Raw genomic sequence first — 20,965 nt, 5'->3', positions numbered from 1 at the left:
CTCAGTGCTCCAAAACAGATGAGGATTCAACGGTGGCCGCGTGGTATTGGCTCAACGCCTCACGCACTTGGGCGGCTTCTTCCAAGCCCAGGATCTGGCGGGCGATGATCTGGCAGTCGGCCAGGTCCAGCTCGCGCACGGTGGCCTTGATGGTCGGGATCAGCGGCACGCTGACCGACAGCTCATCCACGCCCAGCCCGATCAACACCGGCACAGCCAAGGCTTCGGACGCCAACGCGCCGCACACGCCCACCCACTTGCCATGGGCGTGGGCGGCCTTGACCGTGGTGGCGATCAGGCGCAGCACCGCTGGGTGAAAGCTGTCGGCCTGGCTGGCCAGGCGCGGGTGATCGCGGTCCATGGCCAGGGTGTATTGGGTCAGGTCGTTGGTGCCGATGGAGAAGAAATCCACATGGAGTGCAAACACATCGGCCATCAGCGCAGCCGAGGGCACCTCGATCATGATGCCCAGCTTCGGCAACTCGTTGAGCCCGAGTGCTGCCGCCTCCTCTTCCAGGATCTTGCGCGCCAGGTGCAGTTCCGACAGCAGGCTGACCATCGGCAGCATGATGTGCAGCCGCGCAAAACCGGCGCTGGCGAGGATGGCGCGAAACTGTTCGCGCAGCAGTTCAGGACGCTCCAGGCACAGGCGAATGCCGCGTAGCCCTAGGAACGGGTTGGTTTCCGCCTCCATGGGCACATAGGCCAATGGCTTGTCGCCGCCGACGTCCAGGGTGCGCACCACCAGGTTGCGCTCGGCGCCCAGGGCACGGGCGATGGCGGTGTAGGTGCCAGCCTGCTCCTCGGGGCTTGGCGCCCGGTTGCGGTCCAGGTAGAGGAACTCCGAACGCAGCAGGCCGACGCCTTCGCCGCCAAGGGTCAGGGACTGCTCCACCTCTTGCAGCGAGGCGACGTTGGCCGTGACTTCAACGTGATGACCATCGCGGGTCGTGGCGGGCAAGGATGCCTGGGCGACTTCACGCTGACGGCGCAGCGTCTGCTGTTGGCGCGCCGCTTCAAGCCTCTCGATTTCAGCCAGGTCCGGGTTCAGGTGCAGTTCGCCTTTGTCGGCGTCCAGTAATACCTGTTTGCCGTTGGCCAGCGACAGCACCTGCAGCGATACACCGCAGATGGCGGGCAGGCCGAGGGCCCGGGCGAGGATTGCCACGTGGCTGGTGGCACCGCCGCCGACCGTGACAAAACCCAGCACTTTGCGCGTATCGAGACTGGCGGTTTGTGACGGGGTCAGTTGCTCGGCGATCAGGATCGCGCGCTCCGGTAAATCCCAGGCACTGTCTTGAACGCCAAGGATCAGTTTCAACACACGCTGGCCCACATCGGCCAGGTCTGCCGCCCGTTCAGCGAGCAGTGCATTGCCTAGCGCCTTGAACTGCTCGGCGGTGGCGACCGTGGCGCTGTTCCAGGCAAATGCGGCGCTTTTGCCCTCGGCCAGCAGGCGGTGGGCATGTTCAAGCAGGGTCGGATCTTCGAGCAATTCCTGATGGGCCCGGAAGATCTCGGCCTGGGCGCTGCCGGCGGCCTTGGCTTGCAGGGCTTGCAACGCCTCGGTTGCCGCCAGCAGCCCACGTTGCAGGGCAGCGCGTTCGGCGGCTTCACCGGCGCCCGGTTCAGTGATCGCCAGCTCGGGTTCTACCACTTGAACCACCTGGCCAAAGGCCGAACCCGGCGAAGCACAGACGCCGCGCAGCAAGGTTGCCGACGAGACCGCTGCCACCGCTTCGACCGCCTCGGCCACTGCCGCGACCGTCTCCCCGCAACCTTCGACCAGCAGGGTGACGAGCGCCTTGATCGCCGCCTCGGCGTCCTCACCTGCCGCGCTCACCTGCAAGGTGTCGCCGTGCGCAGTTTGCAGCGCCATGATCGCCACCAAGGATTTCGCGTTGGCGCTCTGGGTTTGCTTGTGCAGGTAAATACTCGCGTTAAAGCCTTTGGCCGCCTGGGCAAACACCGCCGCAGGCCGCGCGTGCAACCCGTTGGCATTGGGCAACGTCAGTGGCTTGGAGAACAGTGCGTCGCCCTCCTCTTCATCTGTCGCTTCAATGGCCTCACCCGGAGAAACCTGCATCAGCGGCTGGCCCACTTCCACAAGGCCATTGGCCAACACGGTGAACGGCTCGCCGCTGACCACCAGCACCAGGGTCAACAGGCTGCGGGCATTGAGCGCCACATAGTCGGCATCGAACTCGATCAGCGGTTGGCCCACCGCCACCCGCTGGCCTTCCTGCACCAGCCGGGTGAAACCCTGGCCAGCCAGGTTCACGGTGTCCAGGCCGATGTGCATCAGGACCTGCACGCCATTGTCATCGGTAACGCTGACCGCATGACCACTGTCCTGGATATTGCTGATCACCCCGGCCAGCGGCGCGCACAGCGTCTGCGACGTGGGGTCGATACACAGGCCATCGCCGATCAGGCGGCTGGAAAACACCGGATCGGGCACCGTGTCCAGCGCCAGCAGCACACCGGACAGGGGCGCCAGCAGTTCCAGGGGTTGCGTTGCGGTCATGACTTCACCTGCTGTTTTGTTCTGTAAAAATCATTGGCTGGATGCGGATCCTGGGACAACGAAGATCAACTGTGGGAGCAAGCCCGCTCCCACATTAGTCCGCGTATACCCACATTCTTATTTCCACCAATATTCGACTTGCACACCAAAGTTGGAGCCATGCCGCGCCGTGCCGTAGGAGCCGGTGTCGGACAACGCCGAACCCGCCGCCAGTTCATTCGCCGCGCGTTTGGCCGCTTCGTTCCAGGTTGCATAGGTGTAGTACAAACGCACTTCCGGCCGCGCCCAGAAATCCGGGCCTTTGGGCGACCAGGTCGGGGCGAAGGTAAATTTGCTCAGTTTGCGCGTGCCGCCGGTAGCGTCGACTTGATCGTGCCCGAGTTCAGTGACGAGCTTGAACTGTTCGCTGATGGCATACGCGGGGCGCACCCCGATGGACATCCAGGTCTGGTCCTGGCTACCCGGGCGAATGTCTTTCTGGTACACCGCCTCGATCTGCCCGCCAAAGCGCGGGGTCACCTGCCAGTCGAAGAACTCCACGGCGCGGTAGCTTTTGCTGCTGTTGTCCAGGGTGGTGTCGCCGGTGTAGCCCAAGCCGGTCCCAGGGCCTTCACCGTACTGCAGGGCGAATTTGTTCTTGCCGCCCAGGAAAGGCTTTTGCACATGCTGCGCCGTGATCGCCCAACCGCTGTTGGTGTCGCGGCCACCGGCTTTTTCGATGTAGCTCAAGCCGAACTCCAGCTCACCGCCGGGGTTGGTTTTGAAGCCCGCCACGTTGAAGTCGTGACGGGTGGCGTATTCTTTCTGGTACAGGTTGTCCTTGCGGGAAATGGCGTAGCTGTACTTGAGGTCGCCGATCAACACGTCTTCGACACCACCGCCCGTGGCGCTCTGGTTCCAGTAGTAGAAGTCGGAGATATGGATGTCGTTACGTTTGTAGTAGCGCCGACCGGCCCACACCGAGCCACCATTGAGGCTGGACAAGTTGGACCACTGCGCATACATCTGCGGCATGCGCGCCGAGCCGTTGTCGTCGCCCTGGAATTTAAGGGCACGGTCGTATTTGTTGTAGAGGGACGCCATGGCGTCGACGCTCAGCACCGAGCCATCGTCGAGGGTCAGCAAGTCCTGGCGCAGTTCCAGCTCGGCATACTGTTCGCATTCGTTGCCCAAACGGTACTTGGATTGCGCCCCCGGCAACTGGAAGCACTGCTGCTTGCCACTGCCCGTTGAAGTGCCCGCGCCGCTGCGCAGGTAACCGGCAAACTCCAAGGCCTGAGCGCCCAACGGCAGGCTCAAACAGGATGCAACGAGGCCCAGCTTTATTGTTGTTTTCATGAAGCACTCCTAATGTTTTTCTTATTGTTATTGCGTGGTGCACGCGCCCTTGTAGGAGCCGGCTTGCCGGCGATGGCGATTCAACTGACGCTATCGCCGGCAAGCCGGCTCCTACATGGGGTAGCGGTGTTTCAGTCCTTCAGGTGCAGGACGAAGGATTCGTAGGGGCGCAAGGCGACCGTGGCGGTACGCTGCGGGCAGTCGGGGTAGTTACTGATCACCAGGCGTTGCTCGGCGGCCGGATTGATCACACCGTCCGGGAGTTGGATTTCGCAGGGCGTGCCGTAAAAGTTGTTGAGCACCAGCAAGCGTTCGCCGTGGCCTTCGCGCAGGTAGGCCCAGACCTGCAAGTGGTCTTGCAGCAGTGGGCGGTAAACGCCCTCCTGGATCAGCGGCTCATTACGGCGCAGGGCAATCAGTGCGCGGTAGTGATGCAGCACCGAATCCGGATCGTCCAGCTGGCTTTCGACGTTGATCTGCGCCGCGTTGGCCGGGATGCCGATCCACGGTTCGCCGGTGCTGAAACCCGCATTGGCCTGGGTGTTCCACTGCATCGGCGTGCGGCTGTTGTCCCGCGATTTCTGTTTGATCGCCGCCATGCTTGAGGCTTCGGACTCGCCGGCATCGCGCTTGAGACGGAAGATGTTCAGGGTCTCTACATCGCGGTACTGCGCGATGCTGTCGAAGCCCGGGTTGGTCATGCCCAGCTCTTCGCCCTGGTACACATACGGTGTGCCCTGGAGGAAGTGCAGCGCGGTGCCGAGCATCTTGGCCGAGACCACGCGGTGTTCGCCGTCGTCACCAAAGCGCGAGACCACCCGCGGCTGGTCGTGGTTACACCAGAACAGCGCGTTCCAGCCGCCACCGGCCTGCATGCCCAGTTGCCAGTCAGAAAAAATCTGCTTGAGTTGCAGGAAATCGAAGTCGGCCTTCACCCATTTCTGCATGTTCGGGTAATCGACTTTCAGGTGATGAAAGTTGAAGGTCATCGACAGCTCTCTCGATTCCGGCCGCGAGTAGCGGATGCAGTGTTCGAGGCTGGTGGAGGACATCTCGCCAACGTTGATCAGGTCATGCCCTTCGAAAACTTCGCGGTGCATTTGCTGCAGGTACTCGTGCACGTTCGGGCCGTCGGTGTAGAAACGGCGGCCGTCGGTGTTGTCTTCCGGGAAATCGGCGGGCTTGGAGATCAGGTTGATCACGTCCAGGCGGAAGCCGCCTACGCCTTTGTCGCGCCAGAAGCGCATCAGCTTGAACACTTCGGCGCGCACCTTGGGGTTGTCCCAATTGAGATCGGCCTGGGTGTGGTCGAACAGGTGCAGGAAGTACTGGCCGGTTTGCGCCTCGTATTCCCAGGCCGAGCCGCCGAACTTGGATTCCCAGTTGTTCGGCTGGTCGCGCCAGATGTAGAAGTCGCGGTAAGGGTTGTCGAGGCTGCTGCGCGCCTGCTGGAACCACTCGTGCTCGATGGAGGTGTGGTTGACCACGATATCGAGCATCAATTTGATGCCGCGCTTGGCCGCTTCGCTGATCAGCAGTTCGCAGTCGGCCATGGTGCCGTAGCTGGGGTCGATGGCGTAGTAGTCGCTGATGTCATAACCGTTGTCACGCTGCGGCGAGCGCAGGAACGGGGTGATCCACAGGCAGTCAACGCCCAGCCATTGGAGGTAGTCGAGTTTGTCCACGATCCCCAGCAGGTCACCGGTGGCGTTACCCGCGTGGCTGTGGAAGCTTTTTGGGTAGATCTGGTAGATCACCGAGTGTTGCCAGGTTTGCATGGGGGGTTCCTTCAATTAGTTTTTTTGCTGGCCTTGAAGGCCTCTTCGCGAGCAAGCCCGCTCCCACATTTGAAATGCATTCCCATGTGGGAGCAGCGGTGCGACGATTCGACTTGCTCGCGAAAGCGGTCGATCAGACGACCCGATACCCAGGCCGAACAATCTTCATGCTCAACGCACAGGTCAGCACAAACGGCACGACCATCGCGATGACCATCCCGATCACAAAGCTTGGGATGTACTGCGGGATGATCGAGATGAATCCAGGCAGCCCACCGACGCCGATGGCCGATGCCTGCACCTTGTTGAGCGACAGGAAAATACTGCCCAGCGCCGAGCCCAGCAGCGCGGCATAGAACGGGAACTTGAAGCGCAGGTTCACACCGAACATCGCCGGCTCAGTGATGCCGAAGTACGCAGAAATCGCCGAGGTGGAGGCCATGCTTTTGTCCCGCGCGTTTCGAGTCATGTAGAACACGCCGAGGGCGGCGCTGCCCTGGGCCAGGTTGGACATGACGATCATCGGCCAGATAAAGGTGCCGCCCTGGGTGGAGATCAGTTGCAGGTCCACGGCGAGGAACATGTGGTGCATGCCGGTGATCACCAGCGGCGCATACAGCAGGCCAAAAATCGCCCCGCCGAGCATTGGCGCCAGGTCGAACAGGGTGACCACGCCTTCGGTGATCAGGATGCCGAGGTGACGCGTGACCGGGCCGATGATCGCCAGGGCCAGCACGCCGGTGACCACGATGGTGGTGATGGGTACGACCAGCAGTTGAATGGCGTTCGGCACTCGTGCCCGAAGCCACTTTTCGATCACGCTCATCACGTAGGCGGCCATCAGGATCGGCAGGATCTGCCCCTGGTAGCCCACCTTCTCAATCTTGAACCAGCCGAAAATGTCGAAGTACGGCAGGCTCTGGCCGTCCAGGCCCGCCACGGCCTTGCCGTAGTTCCAGGCATTGAGCAGGTCCGGATGGACCAGCATCAGGCCCAGCACGATGCCGAGGATTTCACTGCCGCCAAAGCGTTTGGCCGCCGACCAGCCCACCAGCGCCGGCAGGAACACGAACGAGGTGTTGGCCATCAGGTTGATCAGGCTCCACAGGCCATCCAGGTTCGGATAGGCCTCCAGCAGCGTCTTGCCCTCGATGAACATGCCCTTGGCGCCCATCAGGTTGTTCACGCCCATCAACAGGCCGGCGATGATCAAGGCGGGCAGGATCGGCATGAACACGTCGGAAAATACCCGCACCAGACGCTGCATGGCGTTGGTCTTGTCGGCACCCTTCTGCTTGACGTCGGCGATGGTCGACACCGCAAGGCCGGTGGCTTCACGCAGGGCGGCGTAGACCTTTTCCACTTCGCCCGGGCCGATCACGATTTGAAACAGGCCGCCGGTAAAGAACGAACCCTTGACCAGATCAACCTGGTTCAACGCGGCGCTGTTGACCCGACTCGGGTCCTTCAGCGCCAGGCGCAGGCGTGTCACGCAGTGGGCAGCTTGCTCAAGGTTGTCGCTGCCCCCGAGGTTCTCGAGAATCTCGCGGGCGATAGCTGGATAGTCGTGGCTCATGCTTGGTTTCCACTTTGGTTTTTTTTATTGGGGGGCAGTCATTGGCAGCACGCCGAGGGCAAAAGTACTCGTCTGTACGAGTTAATGCAACAACTCGTCTGTACGAGTTACAAATTGTTGGCACTGGCTTGCCGGTGATGCTGTTCGTAAGGCCCCCATCGCCGGCAAGCCGGCTCCTACAAAGGCTCGTTCGCAATGGGTCTAATGGACAAACCCCAACGGTGCCACTATGGTTCCTGCCTGAACGCAAAGGCACAGAGCCATCCCCATGAGCAAATACAACCAGATCTATACGGATCTGCTTGCCAGCATCACCACCGAACGCCTGCAACGCGGCACGCGCCTTCCCTCCGAAACAGAATTGATGGACAGCTACCAGGCCAGCCGAGGCACCGTTCGTCGTGCCATCGAGCAGTTGCAGGAGCGCGGATTTGCCCAAAAGATCCACGGCAAGGGCACCTTCGTGCTGTCCCCCAACCCGATCGAATTCCAGTTGGGCGGCATCGTCAGCTTCCACGAAACCCACGCCGACCTGGGCGATGACGTACGCACCGAAGTGGTCGAATTCACCCAGTTCCCGCTGGAAGGCTCACTGCTGCAACACATCGAAGCCGAACCCGGCACCCTCATCACCCGCATCAAACGGGTACGGCGCATTGGCGGCAAACGCGTGATCCTCGACATCAACCACTTCGTCGCCGACCTGATCCCAGGCTTGGACCGCGACATCGCCGAACAGTCGATCTACGCGTTTATCGAACAGACCCTGCAGCTGCAAATCAGCTACGCCCAACGCACCATCGAAGCCCTGCCCCGCAGCAAGGACGACCAGGCACACTTGGACCTCGACGGCCAAAGCCATGTGATCGTGGTGAGTAACCAGACGTTTTTGCAGGACGGGCGACAGTTCGAGTACACCGAGTCGCGGCATACGCTGGATAAGTTTTACTTTTCGGATATTGCGCGGCGGTAAGTCGGACTGCACATCGATTGTTACTGTTGAGGCACACAGCGCTACCTGACAAACAGACAGAACCCTACGTAGAATGCCCACGTGGCTATGGAACACCTTCCTTCTAACCTCCTATGACCTAGGGGTTTCGCTCTCCACACTACGCCTGCTGCTTGCAGGCGTTTTTACATCAGTTGTAAAACCACGCGGCAGCTCGCCCAAGACGGCGATCCAGGGAGAAAGTCAGGTATGAATCAGGGATTGTTCCTGCGGCGCCGCAATAAAGTTCACGTCCCGACGGGCACTGGCGGTGCGACGCGCGCCCAGGTTGCATCAGTGATCCAGGAAGTCGCGGCATTCCGATGCGTACTATCGGAGCCTCTGATTGAACAAATCGGCAGGTTGTCAGCGACAGAACTCAAGTCCTGGCTGCGCGAGATTGTCAGAGTCCTTCGGCGGGAGACAGGGGCTCATGTGCACCACTCCCCGCTTTATCCTGACTTCCCAGAGCAGGTGCTGGCTGCCTCAGAGGCGGAGTTGTACCTTAACGCCGTCATTCACTACCTCACACTTTGGCGCCTACCACCCTCTGAACACGCTCGACCGGCGATGCTTGAAGGCAACTACATCTCCCGCGTGATCGAGCCGGGAAGTGTCTCTGAGTTCGAATCATTGTTCGCGCCGCTGGTGTCATCGCGCAGCTCGCTATCCGAAGAGGAAAGCGCCGACGTGATCTGGTTTATCCGGCAGTACAAAGGCGATGTGTTCCGCCTGCTGCCTGAGGCTATACCTTTCCGTGAGATCCGCGCACAGGTTGGCAGCGCACTTCTCTTGCATGTAGCCGGTGATACGCGAGTGAACGCATTCCTGGAACAGAACGTTGAAACAGCGACTGACGTGCTACGACTTGCGGTAGCACTGAACGCAGGCGACGTGTCGCTGGCGACAGCGTCGACACGTTTCACCGCGATGAAGCGCTCGATGCGCCGCCTGCTGTTGCGGCTGCTCGACGCCATACCCAACGCCGTAGAAGACGTGATGCGCCATACCGAGCGCTGGAAGCGCCTGGCTGAAGTACTGCATCCGGGTGACTACGCCGATAAATACCCACGAGCGCTGGCCGCGATCACGGCAGCGCGTCGCAATGATGCGCCGGCTTCGTTTGGGTCACGTGTAGAAACTTTGTTTGCCCAGCGCCACATCGCCACGCTCACGTCCCTATTGCAGAGTCGTCCTGGTGAGTTTGCACGGCGGTTGGACGCGACCCTGCGACGTACAGAAGAACCCAAGCCGGTTCTAGACGCGTTCGAGGCGGTTGCGGCACACGTGTCCTCACCTGTTCTGCTGCAACTGCTGGCCCAGGTACGTTCGCCACGCCCTCTTCCTCTGCGAGCGTTCACGCCAAAAGGTGCACTGGCCAAAGTCTATGCCATCAAAGATCGGCGCGAGTCTCTGACACCGGACGTGTTGGCGCGTGCAGCGCGAATCTGCGAAGACGCTCTCGTAAAGCGTTTTGCATCGCTGCCGCCACTCGGCCGCTGTTTCATCGATCCCGAGTTACGCGAGTACAGAGTGCCGCTGGCCCAGCGTGCCTCAGCGAAGTCACTGCGTACGCTGGTGCGCGGCAGCCGGTTGCCAATCCCCGATACACGCTTCATTCGCCTGTTCCTATGGTGGAAGAACGGTCGTGCACGCACGGACATCGACTTGTCCGCTGCATTTTTCGACGCCAACTTCGTGTTCAGAGAGGCGGTTGCGTACTACAACCTCAAGGGTTACGGCGGCTACCACAGCGGCGATATCGTGGACGCGCCCGAAGGGGCCTCGGAATTCATCGACCTCGACCTTGATGTCCTTGTCGAGAAGGGAGTCCGCTATGTCGTCACATCCATCAACTCCTTCACCCAGCAACCGTATTGCGATCTTCCAGAATGCTTCGCGGGCTGGATGGCCCGTGCGGACGTGGCATCGGGTGAAGTGTTCGAGCCTAAAACCGTGTTCGACCGTATCGATATCGCGTCCGACACCGTTATCTGTCTGCCGTTTGTGATGGACTTGCAGGAGCGACGCATGATTTGGGCCGATCTGGGACTCACTTCATCGCCACGCTGGAACAACGTCGACAACAACCTCAGCGGGGTATCTTTAATGCTGCGAGCGTTAGTGCATACGCCACGGCCAGATTTGGAGACACTATTCGACCTGCACGTTCGAGCACGGGGAGAACGAGTGGCCTCACTGCAGCAGGCACAGGTGGTATTTGCACCTGATCAAGGAATTACGCCTTTCGATACGGATGTGATTCGATCGCAGTTTCTCTGATACCCGCGCCAGCCTTTACTGCTCGTTGAAAACGACGGCTCTTGCCTCCAATCTTTCTTCCCGTACGCCGGTAGAGCTAACGCCGCACCCCATGTAGGAGCCGGCTTGCCGGCGATGGCGTGCTTGAGATCACTACCTCATTCGAGGGCCTCATCGCTGGCAAGCCAGCTCCTACAGTTGGGGCGAGGCGATCCGTTTACCGTATTCCAAAAACACAAAACCCCGGCGCATGGCCAGGGTTTTGTTATTCAGCATTCACCTGCTAGCGCAGGATCACTCCCACTCAATCGTCGCCGGCGGCTTGCTCGACACGTCATACGTCACGCGCGAGATGCCTTCGATCTCATTGATGATACGGCCACTGACAGTTTCCAGCAGTTCGTACGGCAGATGTGCCCAACGGGCGGTCATGAAGTCGATGGTTTCTACGGCACGCAGGGCCACGACCCACGCGTAACGACGGCCATCGCCAACCACGCCGACGGATTTCACCGGTTGGAACACCACGAATGCCTGGCTGACCTTGTGGTACCAGTCGGCCTTGCGCAGTTCTTCGATGAAGATGTGGTCGGCGCGACGCAGCAGGTCGGCGTATTCCTTCTTCACTTCACCCAGGATGCGCACGCCCAGGCCCGGGCCTGGGAATGGGTGGCGGTAGACCATGTCGTAGGGCAGGCCGAGTTCCAGGCCCAGACGGCGGACTTCGTCCTTGAACAGTTCGCGCAGCGGTTCTACCAGCTTGAGGTTCATTTCCTCAGGCAGGCCACCCACGTTGTGGTGGGACTTGATCACGTGGGCCTTGCCGCTCTTGGCGCCGGCCGACTCGATCACGTCAGGGTAGATGGTGCCCTGGGCGAGGTACTTGATGTTGTCCAGTTTGCTGGACTGGGCATCGAATACGTCGATGAAGGTGCGGCCGATGATTTTGCGCTTCTTCTCTGGGTCGGACTCGCCGGCCAGGTTGTTGAGGAACTGGTCCTCAGCGTTGGCGCGGATCACCTTGACGCCCATGTTCTCGGCGAACATGGCCATCACTTGCTCACCTTCGTGCAGGCGCAGCAGGCCGTTGTCGACGAAGACGCAGGTCAGTTGGTCGCCGATGGCCTTGTGCAGCAGCGCAGCAACCACGGAGGAGTCAACACCACCGGACAGGCCCAGCAGCACGTTGTCGGTACCGACTTGGGCACGAACTTGGGCGATGGCGTCTTCAGCGATCTTCGACGGGGTCCACAGCGCTTCACACTCGCAGATGTCGAGGATGAAGCGCGACAGGATGCGGCCGCCTTGCTTGGTGTGGGTCACTTCCGGGTGGAACTGCACGCCGTAGTAACGACGCTCGTCGCTGAACATGCCGGCAATCGGGCAGCTCGGGGTGCTGGCCAGGATGTGGAAGTCTTCCGGCATCTTGGTGACTTTGTCACCGTGGCTCATCCACACGTCGAGGCCGAACAGGCCATCGGCGTCGACGTGGTCTTCGATGCCGTCCAGCAGGCGGCTCTTGCCGACCACGTCGACACGGGCATAACCGAATTCACGCAGCTCCGAACCTTCAACCTTGCCGCCCAGTTGCTCGGCCATGGTCTGCATGCCGTAGCAGATACCGAAGACGGGCACGCCCAGGTCGAATACTGCTTGCGGGCAACGCGGGCTGTTGGCTTCGTGCACGGACTCTGGGCCACCGGCGAGGATGACGCCTTTGGGTGCGAATTCGCGGATCGCTTCGTCGTCCATGTCGAACGGATGCAGTTCGCAGTACACGCCGATTTCACGCACGCGGCGGGCGATCAGCTGGGTGTACTGGGAACCGAAGTCGAGGATCAGGATGCGGTGGGCGTGAATGTCGAGGGCCATGAAGTCAGTCTCGTCTAATGAATCAGAAACAACTCGGGGCTGAAAGAACAGCCCCGGTTACTTAACGTTTTGCTGGAAGCCTCAACCTACGCGGTAGTTTGGCGCTTCCTTGGTGATCTGCACGTCGTGGACATGGGATTCAGCCATGCCGGCGCCGGTGATCCGCACGAACTCTGGCTTGGTGCGCATTTCTTCGATGTTGGCGCTACCGGTGTAGCCCATCGAGGAACGCAGGCCGCCCATCAGTTGATGGATGATGGCGCTCAGGGTGCCCTTGTAGGGAACACGGCCTTCGATGCCTTCCGGTACGAGCTTCTCGGCGCCTGCCGAAGAGTCCTGGAAGTAGCGGTCGGAAGAACCTTGAGCCTGGGACATGGCGCCCAGCGAACCCATGCCACGGTAAGCCTTGTACGAACGGCCCTGGAACAGTTCGATCTCGCCCGGCGCTTCTTCGGTACCGGCGAACATCGAACCCATCATCACGCAGGAAGCACCGGCCACGATGGCCTTGGACAGGTCACCGGAGAAACGGATGCCGCCGTCGGCGATCAACGGTACGCCCGTGCCTTCAAGGGCAGCGGCGACGTTGGCGATGGCGCTGATTTGCGGCACGCCCACACCGGCAACGATACGGGTGGTGCAGATCGAGCCAGGGCCGATACCGACCTTGACCGCATCCGCGCCCGCCTCGGCCAGGGCCTTGGCAGCAGCGCCGGTGGCGATGTTGCCGCCGATCACTTGCACTTCAGGGAAATTCTCTTTGACCCAACGCACGCGGTCGATCACACCTTTGGAGTGACCGTGGGCGGTGTCGACCACCACCACGTCAACACCCGCAGCCACCAGGGCCGAAACGCGGTCACCGGTGTCTTTGCCGGTACCGACTGCTGCACCAACGCGCAGACGACCTTGGTCATCCTTGCTGGCCAGCGGGTAAGCCTTGGACTTCTCGATGTCCTTGACGGTCATCATGCCCTTGAGGGTGAACTTGCCATCGACAATCAGCACTTTCTCCAGGCGGTGCTTGTGCAGCAGCTCGCGCACTTCGTGCTTGTCGGCGCCTTCGCGCACGGTGACCAAGCGCTCTTTGGGCGTCATCACTTCACGAACAGGAACATCCAGGCGGGTTTCGAAACGCACGTCACGGGAGGTGACGATGCCGACCAGGTCGCCATCGTGCAGTACCGGCACACCGGAAATGTTGTGCATGCGGGTCAGGTCGAGCAAGTCACGCACCGTGGCATCGGCCTCGATGGTGATCGGGTCCTTGACCACACCGGCTTCGAACTTCTTGACCTTGCGCACTTCGGCAGCTTGCTGCTCGATGGTCATGTTCTTGTGGATAATGCCGATGCCGCCTTCCTGAGCCATGGCGATGGCCAGACGGGCTTCAGTGACGGTGTCCATGGCAGCGGAAACAAGGGGAATATTCAGCTCGATGCCACGGGTTAGGCGGGTCTTGAGACTGACTTCGTTAGGAAGCACCTCGGAATAACCGGGCACTAGGAGAATGTCGTCGAATGTCAGAGCTTCTTGGCTGATACGCAGCATCGCGGGGGCTCCCGAGCGGGAAAATGGAAGCGCGCCATTATATACATGCACCCTGCCCGGCTCAATGTAAAACTCTGACAAACTTGGTAATACTGATAGATGGAGAAAAACAGCGCCCTGTAGGAGCCGGCTTGCCGGCGATGAGGCCCTTGAGCCTTGTGCCAAACCAGAGGCCGCCATCGCCGGCAAGCCGGGCACCTACGGGTTGGGCAGCAGAGGTTTAGAGCTCGACTTTGACCCAGCTCATCTTCTGGTCCAGCCAGTCGGCGAATTCGTCGATAAAGCTTTGCTTGAAGCCCGCTTCGGCCCAGTTGTTAAAGATAAAGCCCAGGTTCGAGAAGCCGCATTCCTGCAGGAACAGGAACCCGTTGATGTCATCTTCATGCCCACACAGCGGGCAGGTGAAGTTGTCGGTGTGGCCGGGCATCCACTCCTCCAGGCTTTCGAACAGGGCCTCGCCGACTTCCTTGCGGCACTCCGGGCAGCCGGCTTCTTCGAGAAAGCCTTTGGCGGGGGTGTAGATGCAGCGCTTGTAGATGATCTCCAGGCCGTTGATCGGCTCGTTGAACGGCAGCGCCTGGGGGTGCAGCACCACCGCGCGGGCACCGTCGGCCAGGGCATAGCCCATGCGGTTGCCGGTACGACCGCAGGTGGTCAGCTCTTCCTTGATGATGTTCTTGCGCACCAGCCAGCGCACGATCGCCCGGGCGCGGGGTTCGTGGACGGGCAAGGTGGAGATTTTCGGGACAAGGATGCTTTGGGAGTTCATGAGGCCTGAGAGTCCTGCGGTGTGTCGTCTGACGCCTTCGCGGGCAAGCCCGCTCCCACAGGGGGTCGCATTCCAATGTGGGAGCGGGCTTGCCCGCGAAGGGGCCCTGAAGGCTGGCAGCTTAATCCCTACCCCACACAGGTCAAGTACTCAAGTATCGCCCAATCAAGGCAAGCCCACTGGCCAACACCAACCACGTCACCAACCGCACAAAGGCTTCACGGGACATGCGCATCGTCAGCCTGCGCCCAACCCACAGCCCCAATGCCATCGCCGGCAACAGGCACAGCGCCAACATCAACAACGGCAAATCCGCATACACCCCGGCTATCAGGAACAGGCTCAGGCGCACCACCGTGCTGCAACTGATCAACGCACTCTGGGTCGCGCGCGCCGCCTCCTTGGGCAGGCGACTGTTCAGGTAGATGGCATATAAAAAGCCACCACTGCCGAACAACGCGCCAAACAGTCCGCCCACCGTGCCCATGGGAATCGACCACTCGGCCGCCAGTTGTGTTGGCCGAGCCTTCACCGCCAGGCTGTAGATCGCGTAGGCACTGATGAACAGGCCCATCAACAGCAGCAACAGGTCTGAATGCAGGTTCAGCAAAAACACCACGCCCAGCGTACAACCGATGGCCATGCACGGCAGCAAGCGCAGCAGCTCCGGCGTGTTCACCTCCCGCCGCGATTGCAGCAGGTTGCCGAACGCCGCGACAAAATCCAGCAGCACCAGCAATGGGATGATCTTTGACAACGGCATGAACAGGATCAGCACCGGCCCCGCCACCAGCGCTGTGCCAAAGCCAGCAATGCCGAACACCACGTAGGCCACGATGATGCCCAGGCCGATCACCAGCCACTCCACGCCACCAAACGACCACTGACTCATCAGCTCAACCGGGCTCATGGGCGATTCCTTATTCGAGATGGCGATCACTTTAGCCATCCATGAGTGTTGCGACTAATATCTTCAAAGCCCTCCACCCATCTCGAAAAGGCATGACGCGTGATCTCAACCCGCCAACTGCGCTACTTCGTCGAAATCGCCGACAGCGGCAGCTTCAGTGCCGCCGCCGAGCGCCTGTTCGTGGCGCAATCGGCCTTGAGCCGGCAGATCAAGGAGCTGGAAACCCAGCTGCAAACCCCACTGTTCGAACGCACGGCACGCCAACCCCGGCTGACTGCGGCGGGCGAGGCCTTTTACCCCCGTGCACGCAACCTGCTGAGTGAGCTGCTCAAGGCCAGCGAGATGGCAACGCAAGTGGGCAACGGCGAACTGGGTACGCTGCGCCTGAGCCATTCGAGCACCGTGCCGATGAGCGGCCCGCTATTGAAAGGCATCAGCACCTGGCTGGAGCGCTGCCCGGGGGTGTCCATGGATATCGTCAAACTGTCCTCCGAGGCGCAGTTGGAGGAAATCGCCGACGGGCGGCTGGAAGTCGGGCTGTTGCGCCTGCCCGTGTTGCGCCAGCGCGAAGGGGTGCGGATCGTGCCGTTATACAGCGAACAATTGCTGCTGGCGGTGCCACCCAATCATCGGCTGTCGCACAGCAACACGCCGGTCGAACTGGCGCGGCTCAAGGATGAGGCGTTTATTTCTATCCCCCATCCCCAGCGCGGCGGCCTGAGCTACCTGTCAGCCGAGTTATGCATGCGCGCCGGGTTTTTCCCCAAGGCGGCGCGGGTCATGTCGCGCAAGACCACCCAGTTGCAGTTGATCCAGGCCGGCTTTGGAATAGCCTTGTTACCAAAATCCATGCAGGACATCGCGCCGGCCAATGTGCACTTTTTGCCCCTGGCCGACCCGGAGTGCCTCAGCACCGTGGCCTTGGCCTGTGCACAGGCGCCGAGCGCGCTGGTGGAGCAATTCTGCCAAACCTTGAACGAATGCCTATAAACTGCCGCCCATGATTAAAGATCCTTTTGCCCGCCTGGGCCTGGACCGCGAAGTCCTGACTGTCAGCCAGCTCAACGGCCGCGCGCGGGTGTTGCTCGAAGACGTGTTCACCAATATCTGGGTCGAAGGCGAGATCTCCAACCTCGCCCGCCCGGCCTCCGGTCACGTGTATTTCACCCTCAAGGACAGCGGCGCGCAGGTGCGTTGTGCACTGTTTCGCAACAACGCCGCGCGGGTACGCCAAGCGTTGAAGGATGGCCTGGCAGTGAAGGTGCGGGGCAAGGTCTCGCTGTTCGAAGGCCGGGGTGATTACCAACTGATCCTCGATACCGTCGAGCCCGCCGGTGATGGCGCGCTGCGCCTGGCGTTCGATGCGCTGAAGGAAAAGCTCAGCGCCGAGGGCCTGTTCAGCGCCGAGCGCAAGGCGCCACTGCCGGCGCACCCTCGCCGCATCGGCATCATCAGTTCGCCAACCGGCGCGGTCATCCGCGACATTATCAGCGTGTTCCGCCGCCGTGCGCCAAACGTTGAACTGACCCTGATCCCCACTGCCGTGCAAGGCCGCGAAGCCATCCCGCAGATTGTGCGCGCCTTGAAACTGGCCGATGCGCGGGGCTTCGATGCGCTGATCCTGGCCCGTGGCGGCGGCTCGTTGGAAGACCTCTGGTGTTTCAACGAAGAAGCCGTGGCCCGTGCGGTGGACGCCTGCGTCACGCCAATCGTCAGCGCCGTCGGGCATGAGACCGATGTGTCCATCAGCGATTTCGTCGCTGACGTGCGCGCCCCGACGCCCTCCGCTGCGGCTGAACTGCTCGCACCCGACGCCAGCCACCTGGTGCGCCAGGTCGACAACCTGCACCGCCGCCTGGTGATGCTGATGCGCAATCGCCTGAGCCACGACCGCCTGCGCCTGGAGGGCATGGCCCGTCGCCTGCGTCACCCCGGCGAACGCCTGCGCCAACAGGCCCAGCGCCTGGATGACCTGGACATGCGCCTGCGCCGTGCCTTCGAACGCAGCCTCAATACCCGCCGCGAGCGGTTGATCCGCCTGGAAACCCGCCTCGCCGGCCAACACCCTGGCCGCCAGCTGGCCCTGCTGCGCCAGCGCCTGGACAGCCTCGCCGAGCGCCTGCCCCGCGCCATGCGCGAAGGCCTCAAGGCGCGCCGCCTGCACCTGCAAAACCAGGTTCAGACACTTCACGTGGTCAGCCCCCTGGCGACCCTGGGCCGAGGCTACAGCATCTTGCTGGACGAGCGCGGCCAGGCGATCCGCAATGCCGCGCAAACCCACACCGGCCAGCGGCTCACCGCGCGCCTGGGTGAAGGCCAATTGCAAGTGCGGGTGGAAGACAACCACCTGACACCCGTCACCCTTTCGTTACTGGATTGATCGATGCCACGTTTTCTCGGTTTGTTGATGCTCGCCTGCCTGACCTTCAATGCCCACGCCGACAGCTATATCACCCGTCTGCTGAACAAGCCGGTGCCTGGTGGCGTTGCGGTGGTCGATCTGGGCACAGCGGCGGCCGCCCCCAAGGCCACGTACCTGAACCGGCCGGTGCTGGTGGTCAAGGAACAGAACAACTGGCTGGCGATCGTCGGTATCCCGCTGACCGTCAAGCCCGGCACCCAGCGTATTACCAGCGGCTCGCAAAACCTGCCGTTTGTGGTGGGCTTCAAGAAGTACCCCGAGCAGCACATCACCTTGAAGAACAAGAGCCAGGTGAACCCGGACCCGGCGCAGCTCAAGCGCATCGAGGGTGAACTGGCGGTGCAGCTCAAGGCTTACCGCAGCTTCAGCCCGAACACGCCGAGCAACCTGCTCCTGGATAAACCGGTCAACGGGCCGCTGTCGAGCAAGTTTGGCGTGCGCCGGTTCTTCAACGGCGAAGAACGCAACCCGCACTCGGGCCTGGACTTCGCAGTCGGCGCCGGCACGCCGATCAAGACCCCGGCAGCCGGCAAGGTGATCCTGACCGGCAACTACTTCTTCAACGGCAACACGGTGTTTGTCGACCATGGTCAGGGCTTTATCAGCATGTTCTGCCACATGTCCAAGATCGACGTGAAAGTCGGCGATCAACTGGCCCGTGGCACGGTGGTGGGCAAGGTCGGCTCCACGGGACGCGCCACCGGGCCACACATGCATTGGAACATCAGCCTCAACGATGCGCGGGTCGACCCAGCGATCTTTATCGGCGCGTTCCAGCCTTGATATGAAGGGTGAGGCTACTGACCTCATCGCGGGCAAGCCCAGCTCCCACATGGGAACACCCTCTTCTGTACGAGCTGGCTTGCCAGCGATGGCGCCAGATCAGTCGCCCTATTGCGCGACCAATAAATGCAGCGCAAACAAAACATAACCCACCAGAAAAAACAGCAATAAAATCTCGCATAACACGCAGATAGCAGAACTTATCTCAATTTTTCTCGACTGCTTGCCATCTTTCACCTCGGCGGTTAGGGTTGGGCTTATGAAAACCTCTCACACCCTCATTCAGCTCCGCCAGCACCGCAGCCTGTGCCTCGTCAGCGCACGACTGCCAGGCTGAATCGATCTGCCTCGCCCCACGTTTTACCCCAAACAATAGTTACTCGGCAGGCCGCCTTTTCTCGGCCCCTACTACAAAGGATTCCCCGATGAGCATGCTCAAAGACCCGTCTTCGAAGTACCGCGCGTTCCCGACCATCGATATTCCAGACCGCACCTGGCCGTCGAAAACCATCACTGAGGCGCCGATCTGGTGCAGTTCCGACCTGCGTGATGGCAACCAGTCGCTGATCGAACCGATGGACGCGGCGAAAAAGCTGCGCTTCTGGAAAACCCTGGTGGCCGTGGGCGTGAAGGAAATCGAAGCGTCGTTCCCGTCCGCCTCGCAAACCGACTTTGACTTCGTGCGTACCCTGATCGAAGAAGGCCACATCCCGGACGACACCACCATCCAGGTGCTGACCCAGGCCCGCGAAGACCTGATCGCACGTACCTTCGAGTCGTTGCGCGGCGCGAAAAAAGCCATCGTTCACCTGTACAACGCCACGTCGCCCTCCTTCCGTCGCATTGTGTTCAACCAGGACAAGGACGGCGTCAAGGCGATCGCGGTCAACGCGGCCAAGCTGTTCGTCAAATACGCAGCCCAACAGCCGGAAACCCAGTGGACGTTCCAGTATTCGCCGGAAACCTTCAGCGCCACTGAACTGGAGTTCGCCAAAGAAGTGTGCGACGCGGTCATCGAGGTGTGGAACCCGACGCCTGAGCACAAGGTGATCCTCAACCTGCCAGCCACCGTTGAATGCGCCACGCCGAACATCTATGCCGACCAGATCGAATGGTTCGGTCGCCATATCAACCGCCGTGACAGCGTGATCATCAGCCTGCACACCCACAACGACCGTGGCACCGGCGTGGCCGCCACCGAGCTGGGCCTGATGGCCGGCGCCGACCGTGTCGAAGGCTGCCTGTTCGGCAACGGCGAGCGCACCGGCAACGTCGACCTCGTCACCGTGGCATTGAACATGTACACCCAGGGCCTGGATCCGCAGCTGGACTTCTCCGACATCGACGGCGTGCGCAAAGTCGTTGAAGAATGCAACCAGATCCAGGTGCACCCTCGTCACCCGTATGTTGGCGACTTGGTCCACACCGCCTTCTCCGGCTCCCACCAGGACGCAATCCGCAAGGGCTTCGCCCAGCAGAAGGACGGCGCGCTGTGGGAAGTGCCGTACTTGCCGATCGACCCAGCCGATATCGGCCGCAGCTACGAAGCGGTGATCCGTGTGAACAGCCAGTCGGGCAAGGGCGGCATCGCCTACCTGCTGGAGCAGGAATACGACATCAGCTTGCCACGCCGCATGCAGATCGAGTTCAGCCAGGTGGTACAGGCCGAAACCGACCGCGTGGGCCTGGAAATGACGGCGCCACAGATCTACGCCTTGCTGCAGCGTGAATACCTGCAAGCCAACACCCCGTACGCGCTGGTCAGCCACCGCCTGCAGGAAGAAAACGGCAACAGCTTTGTCGAGGTCGAAGTCTCGGGCAAAGGCCAGGGCGAAACCAACCTGCACTGGAAAGGCAAAGGCAACGGCGCCCTGGAAGCGCTGGTGGCTGGCTTGCCGATTGGCGTGGAGATCATGGACTACAACGAACACGCTATCGGTGCGGGCACCAATGCCAAGGCCGCGGCCTACATCGAACTGCGCGTGAACGGCGAGCGCCCGGTGCATGGTGTGGGCATTGATGAAAACATCACTACTGCCAGCTTCAAGGCGTTGTTCAGCGCGCTGAACCGCTCGTTGAGCCAGCAGGAAGCCAAGGCGGCGTAATCAGCTGCTGAAATGCGAAAGGCCCCTGGGTGTGAATCCAGGGGCCTTTTTTATTTGAGAGGTGTGGTGAGGGTTCTGACC

14 protein-coding genes are annotated in these 20,965 nt (G+C 61.1%); 6 read left to right on the top strand and 8 right to left on the bottom strand.

What is annotated here, in order from left to right:
- Position 1 precedes the first annotated feature (1 nt).
- From ptsP to treP, 4 genes are all read right to left on the bottom strand, one after another.
- Complete coding sequence (gene ptsP, locus ACVWVP_RS17810; RefSeq protein WP_457407451.1) at positions 2–2,527, bottom strand: phosphoenolpyruvate--protein phosphotransferase; 2,526 nt, start codon at positions 2,525–2,527, stop codon at positions 2–4.
- Between the two features lie 117 nt (positions 2,528–2,644).
- Positions 2,645–3,865 carry a carbohydrate porin gene (locus ACVWVP_RS17805; protein ID WP_457407449.1) on the bottom strand — a complete coding sequence of 407 codons (1,221 nt, stop codon included), beginning with the start codon at positions 3,863–3,865 and terminating at the stop codon, positions 2,645–2,647.
- A gap of 131 nt (positions 3,866–3,996) precedes the next feature.
- Positions 3,997–5,643: an alpha,alpha-phosphotrehalase gene (gene treC / locus ACVWVP_RS17800; protein ID WP_178921647.1), complete on the bottom strand. Its 1,647-nt coding sequence runs from the start codon at positions 5,641–5,643 to the stop codon at positions 3,997–3,999.
- Between the two features lie 133 nt (positions 5,644–5,776).
- Positions 5,777–7,219: a PTS system trehalose-specific EIIBC component gene (gene treP / locus ACVWVP_RS17795; RefSeq protein WP_457407446.1), complete on the bottom strand. Its 1,443-nt coding sequence runs from the start codon at positions 7,217–7,219 to the stop codon at positions 5,777–5,779.
- 268 nt (positions 7,220–7,487) lie between these two features.
- Between treP and treR the strand changes: the two genes are divergently transcribed.
- The gene (treR, locus tag ACVWVP_RS17790; RefSeq protein ID WP_176994407.1) at positions 7,488–8,192 is read left to right on the top strand and encodes a trehalose operon repressor; all 705 of its coding nucleotides are present in this window, start codon (positions 7,488–7,490) and stop codon (positions 8,190–8,192) included.
- A gap of 228 nt (positions 8,193–8,420) precedes the next feature.
- On the top strand, positions 8,421–10,493 hold the full coding sequence (locus ACVWVP_RS17785) for a TerD family protein (protein WP_457407443.1): 2,073 nt from the start codon (positions 8,421–8,423) through the stop codon (positions 10,491–10,493).
- Positions 10,494–10,766: 273 nt separating this feature from the next.
- Here ACVWVP_RS17785 and guaA read toward each other — a convergent pair whose 3' ends face one another.
- The 4 genes from guaA to ACVWVP_RS17765 form a co-directional block, all read right to left on the bottom strand.
- On the bottom strand, positions 10,767–12,344 hold the full coding sequence (gene guaA, locus ACVWVP_RS17780; RefSeq protein WP_177006534.1) for a glutamine-hydrolyzing GMP synthase: 1,578 nt from the start codon (positions 12,342–12,344) through the stop codon (positions 10,767–10,769).
- Between the two features lie 81 nt (positions 12,345–12,425).
- Positions 12,426–13,895 (bottom strand): IMP dehydrogenase, encoded by a 1,470-nt coding sequence (gene guaB / locus ACVWVP_RS17775; RefSeq protein ID WP_178921644.1) that lies wholly within the window; start codon positions 13,893–13,895, stop codon positions 12,426–12,428.
- Between the two features lie 220 nt (positions 13,896–14,115).
- On the bottom strand, positions 14,116–14,664 hold the full coding sequence (locus tag ACVWVP_RS17770) for a sugar ABC transporter ATPase (protein WP_178921643.1): 549 nt from the start codon (positions 14,662–14,664) through the stop codon (positions 14,116–14,118).
- Between the two features lie 142 nt (positions 14,665–14,806).
- The gene (locus ACVWVP_RS17765) at positions 14,807–15,574 is read right to left on the bottom strand and encodes a sulfite exporter TauE/SafE family protein (protein WP_259174693.1); all 768 of its coding nucleotides are present in this window, start codon (positions 15,572–15,574) and stop codon (positions 14,807–14,809) included.
- A 99-nt stretch (positions 15,575–15,673) separates the two neighbouring features.
- Between ACVWVP_RS17765 and ACVWVP_RS17760 the strand changes: the two genes are divergently transcribed.
- The 4 genes from ACVWVP_RS17760 (at position 15,674) to leuA (ending at position 20,884) form a co-directional block, all read left to right on the top strand.
- Positions 15,674–16,564: a LysR family transcriptional regulator gene (locus tag ACVWVP_RS17760; protein ID WP_457407439.1), complete on the top strand. Its 891-nt coding sequence runs from the start codon at positions 15,674–15,676 to the stop codon at positions 16,562–16,564.
- Between the two features lie 10 nt (positions 16,565–16,574).
- A complete protein-coding gene (gene xseA / locus ACVWVP_RS17755; RefSeq protein ID WP_457407436.1) occupies positions 16,575–17,954 on the top strand; it encodes an exodeoxyribonuclease VII large subunit in 1,380 nt (459 codons plus the stop codon).
- 3 nt (positions 17,955–17,957) lie between these two features.
- Positions 17,958–18,779, top strand: a complete 822-nt coding sequence (locus ACVWVP_RS17750) for a peptidoglycan DD-metalloendopeptidase family protein (protein ID WP_259174695.1) — start codon at positions 17,958–17,960, stop codon at positions 18,777–18,779.
- A gap of 425 nt (positions 18,780–19,204) precedes the next feature.
- The gene (gene leuA, locus ACVWVP_RS17745; RefSeq protein ID WP_178921636.1) at positions 19,205–20,884 is read left to right on the top strand and encodes a 2-isopropylmalate synthase; all 1,680 of its coding nucleotides are present in this window, start codon (positions 19,205–19,207) and stop codon (positions 20,882–20,884) included.
- Positions 20,885–20,965 lie beyond the last annotated feature (81 nt).

It is taken from the genome of Pseudomonas sp. TE24901 (genome assembly GCF_054058375.1).
Note: the sequence above shows the minus strand (reverse complement) of the source record. Positions and strands in the feature narration are given on the sequence as shown.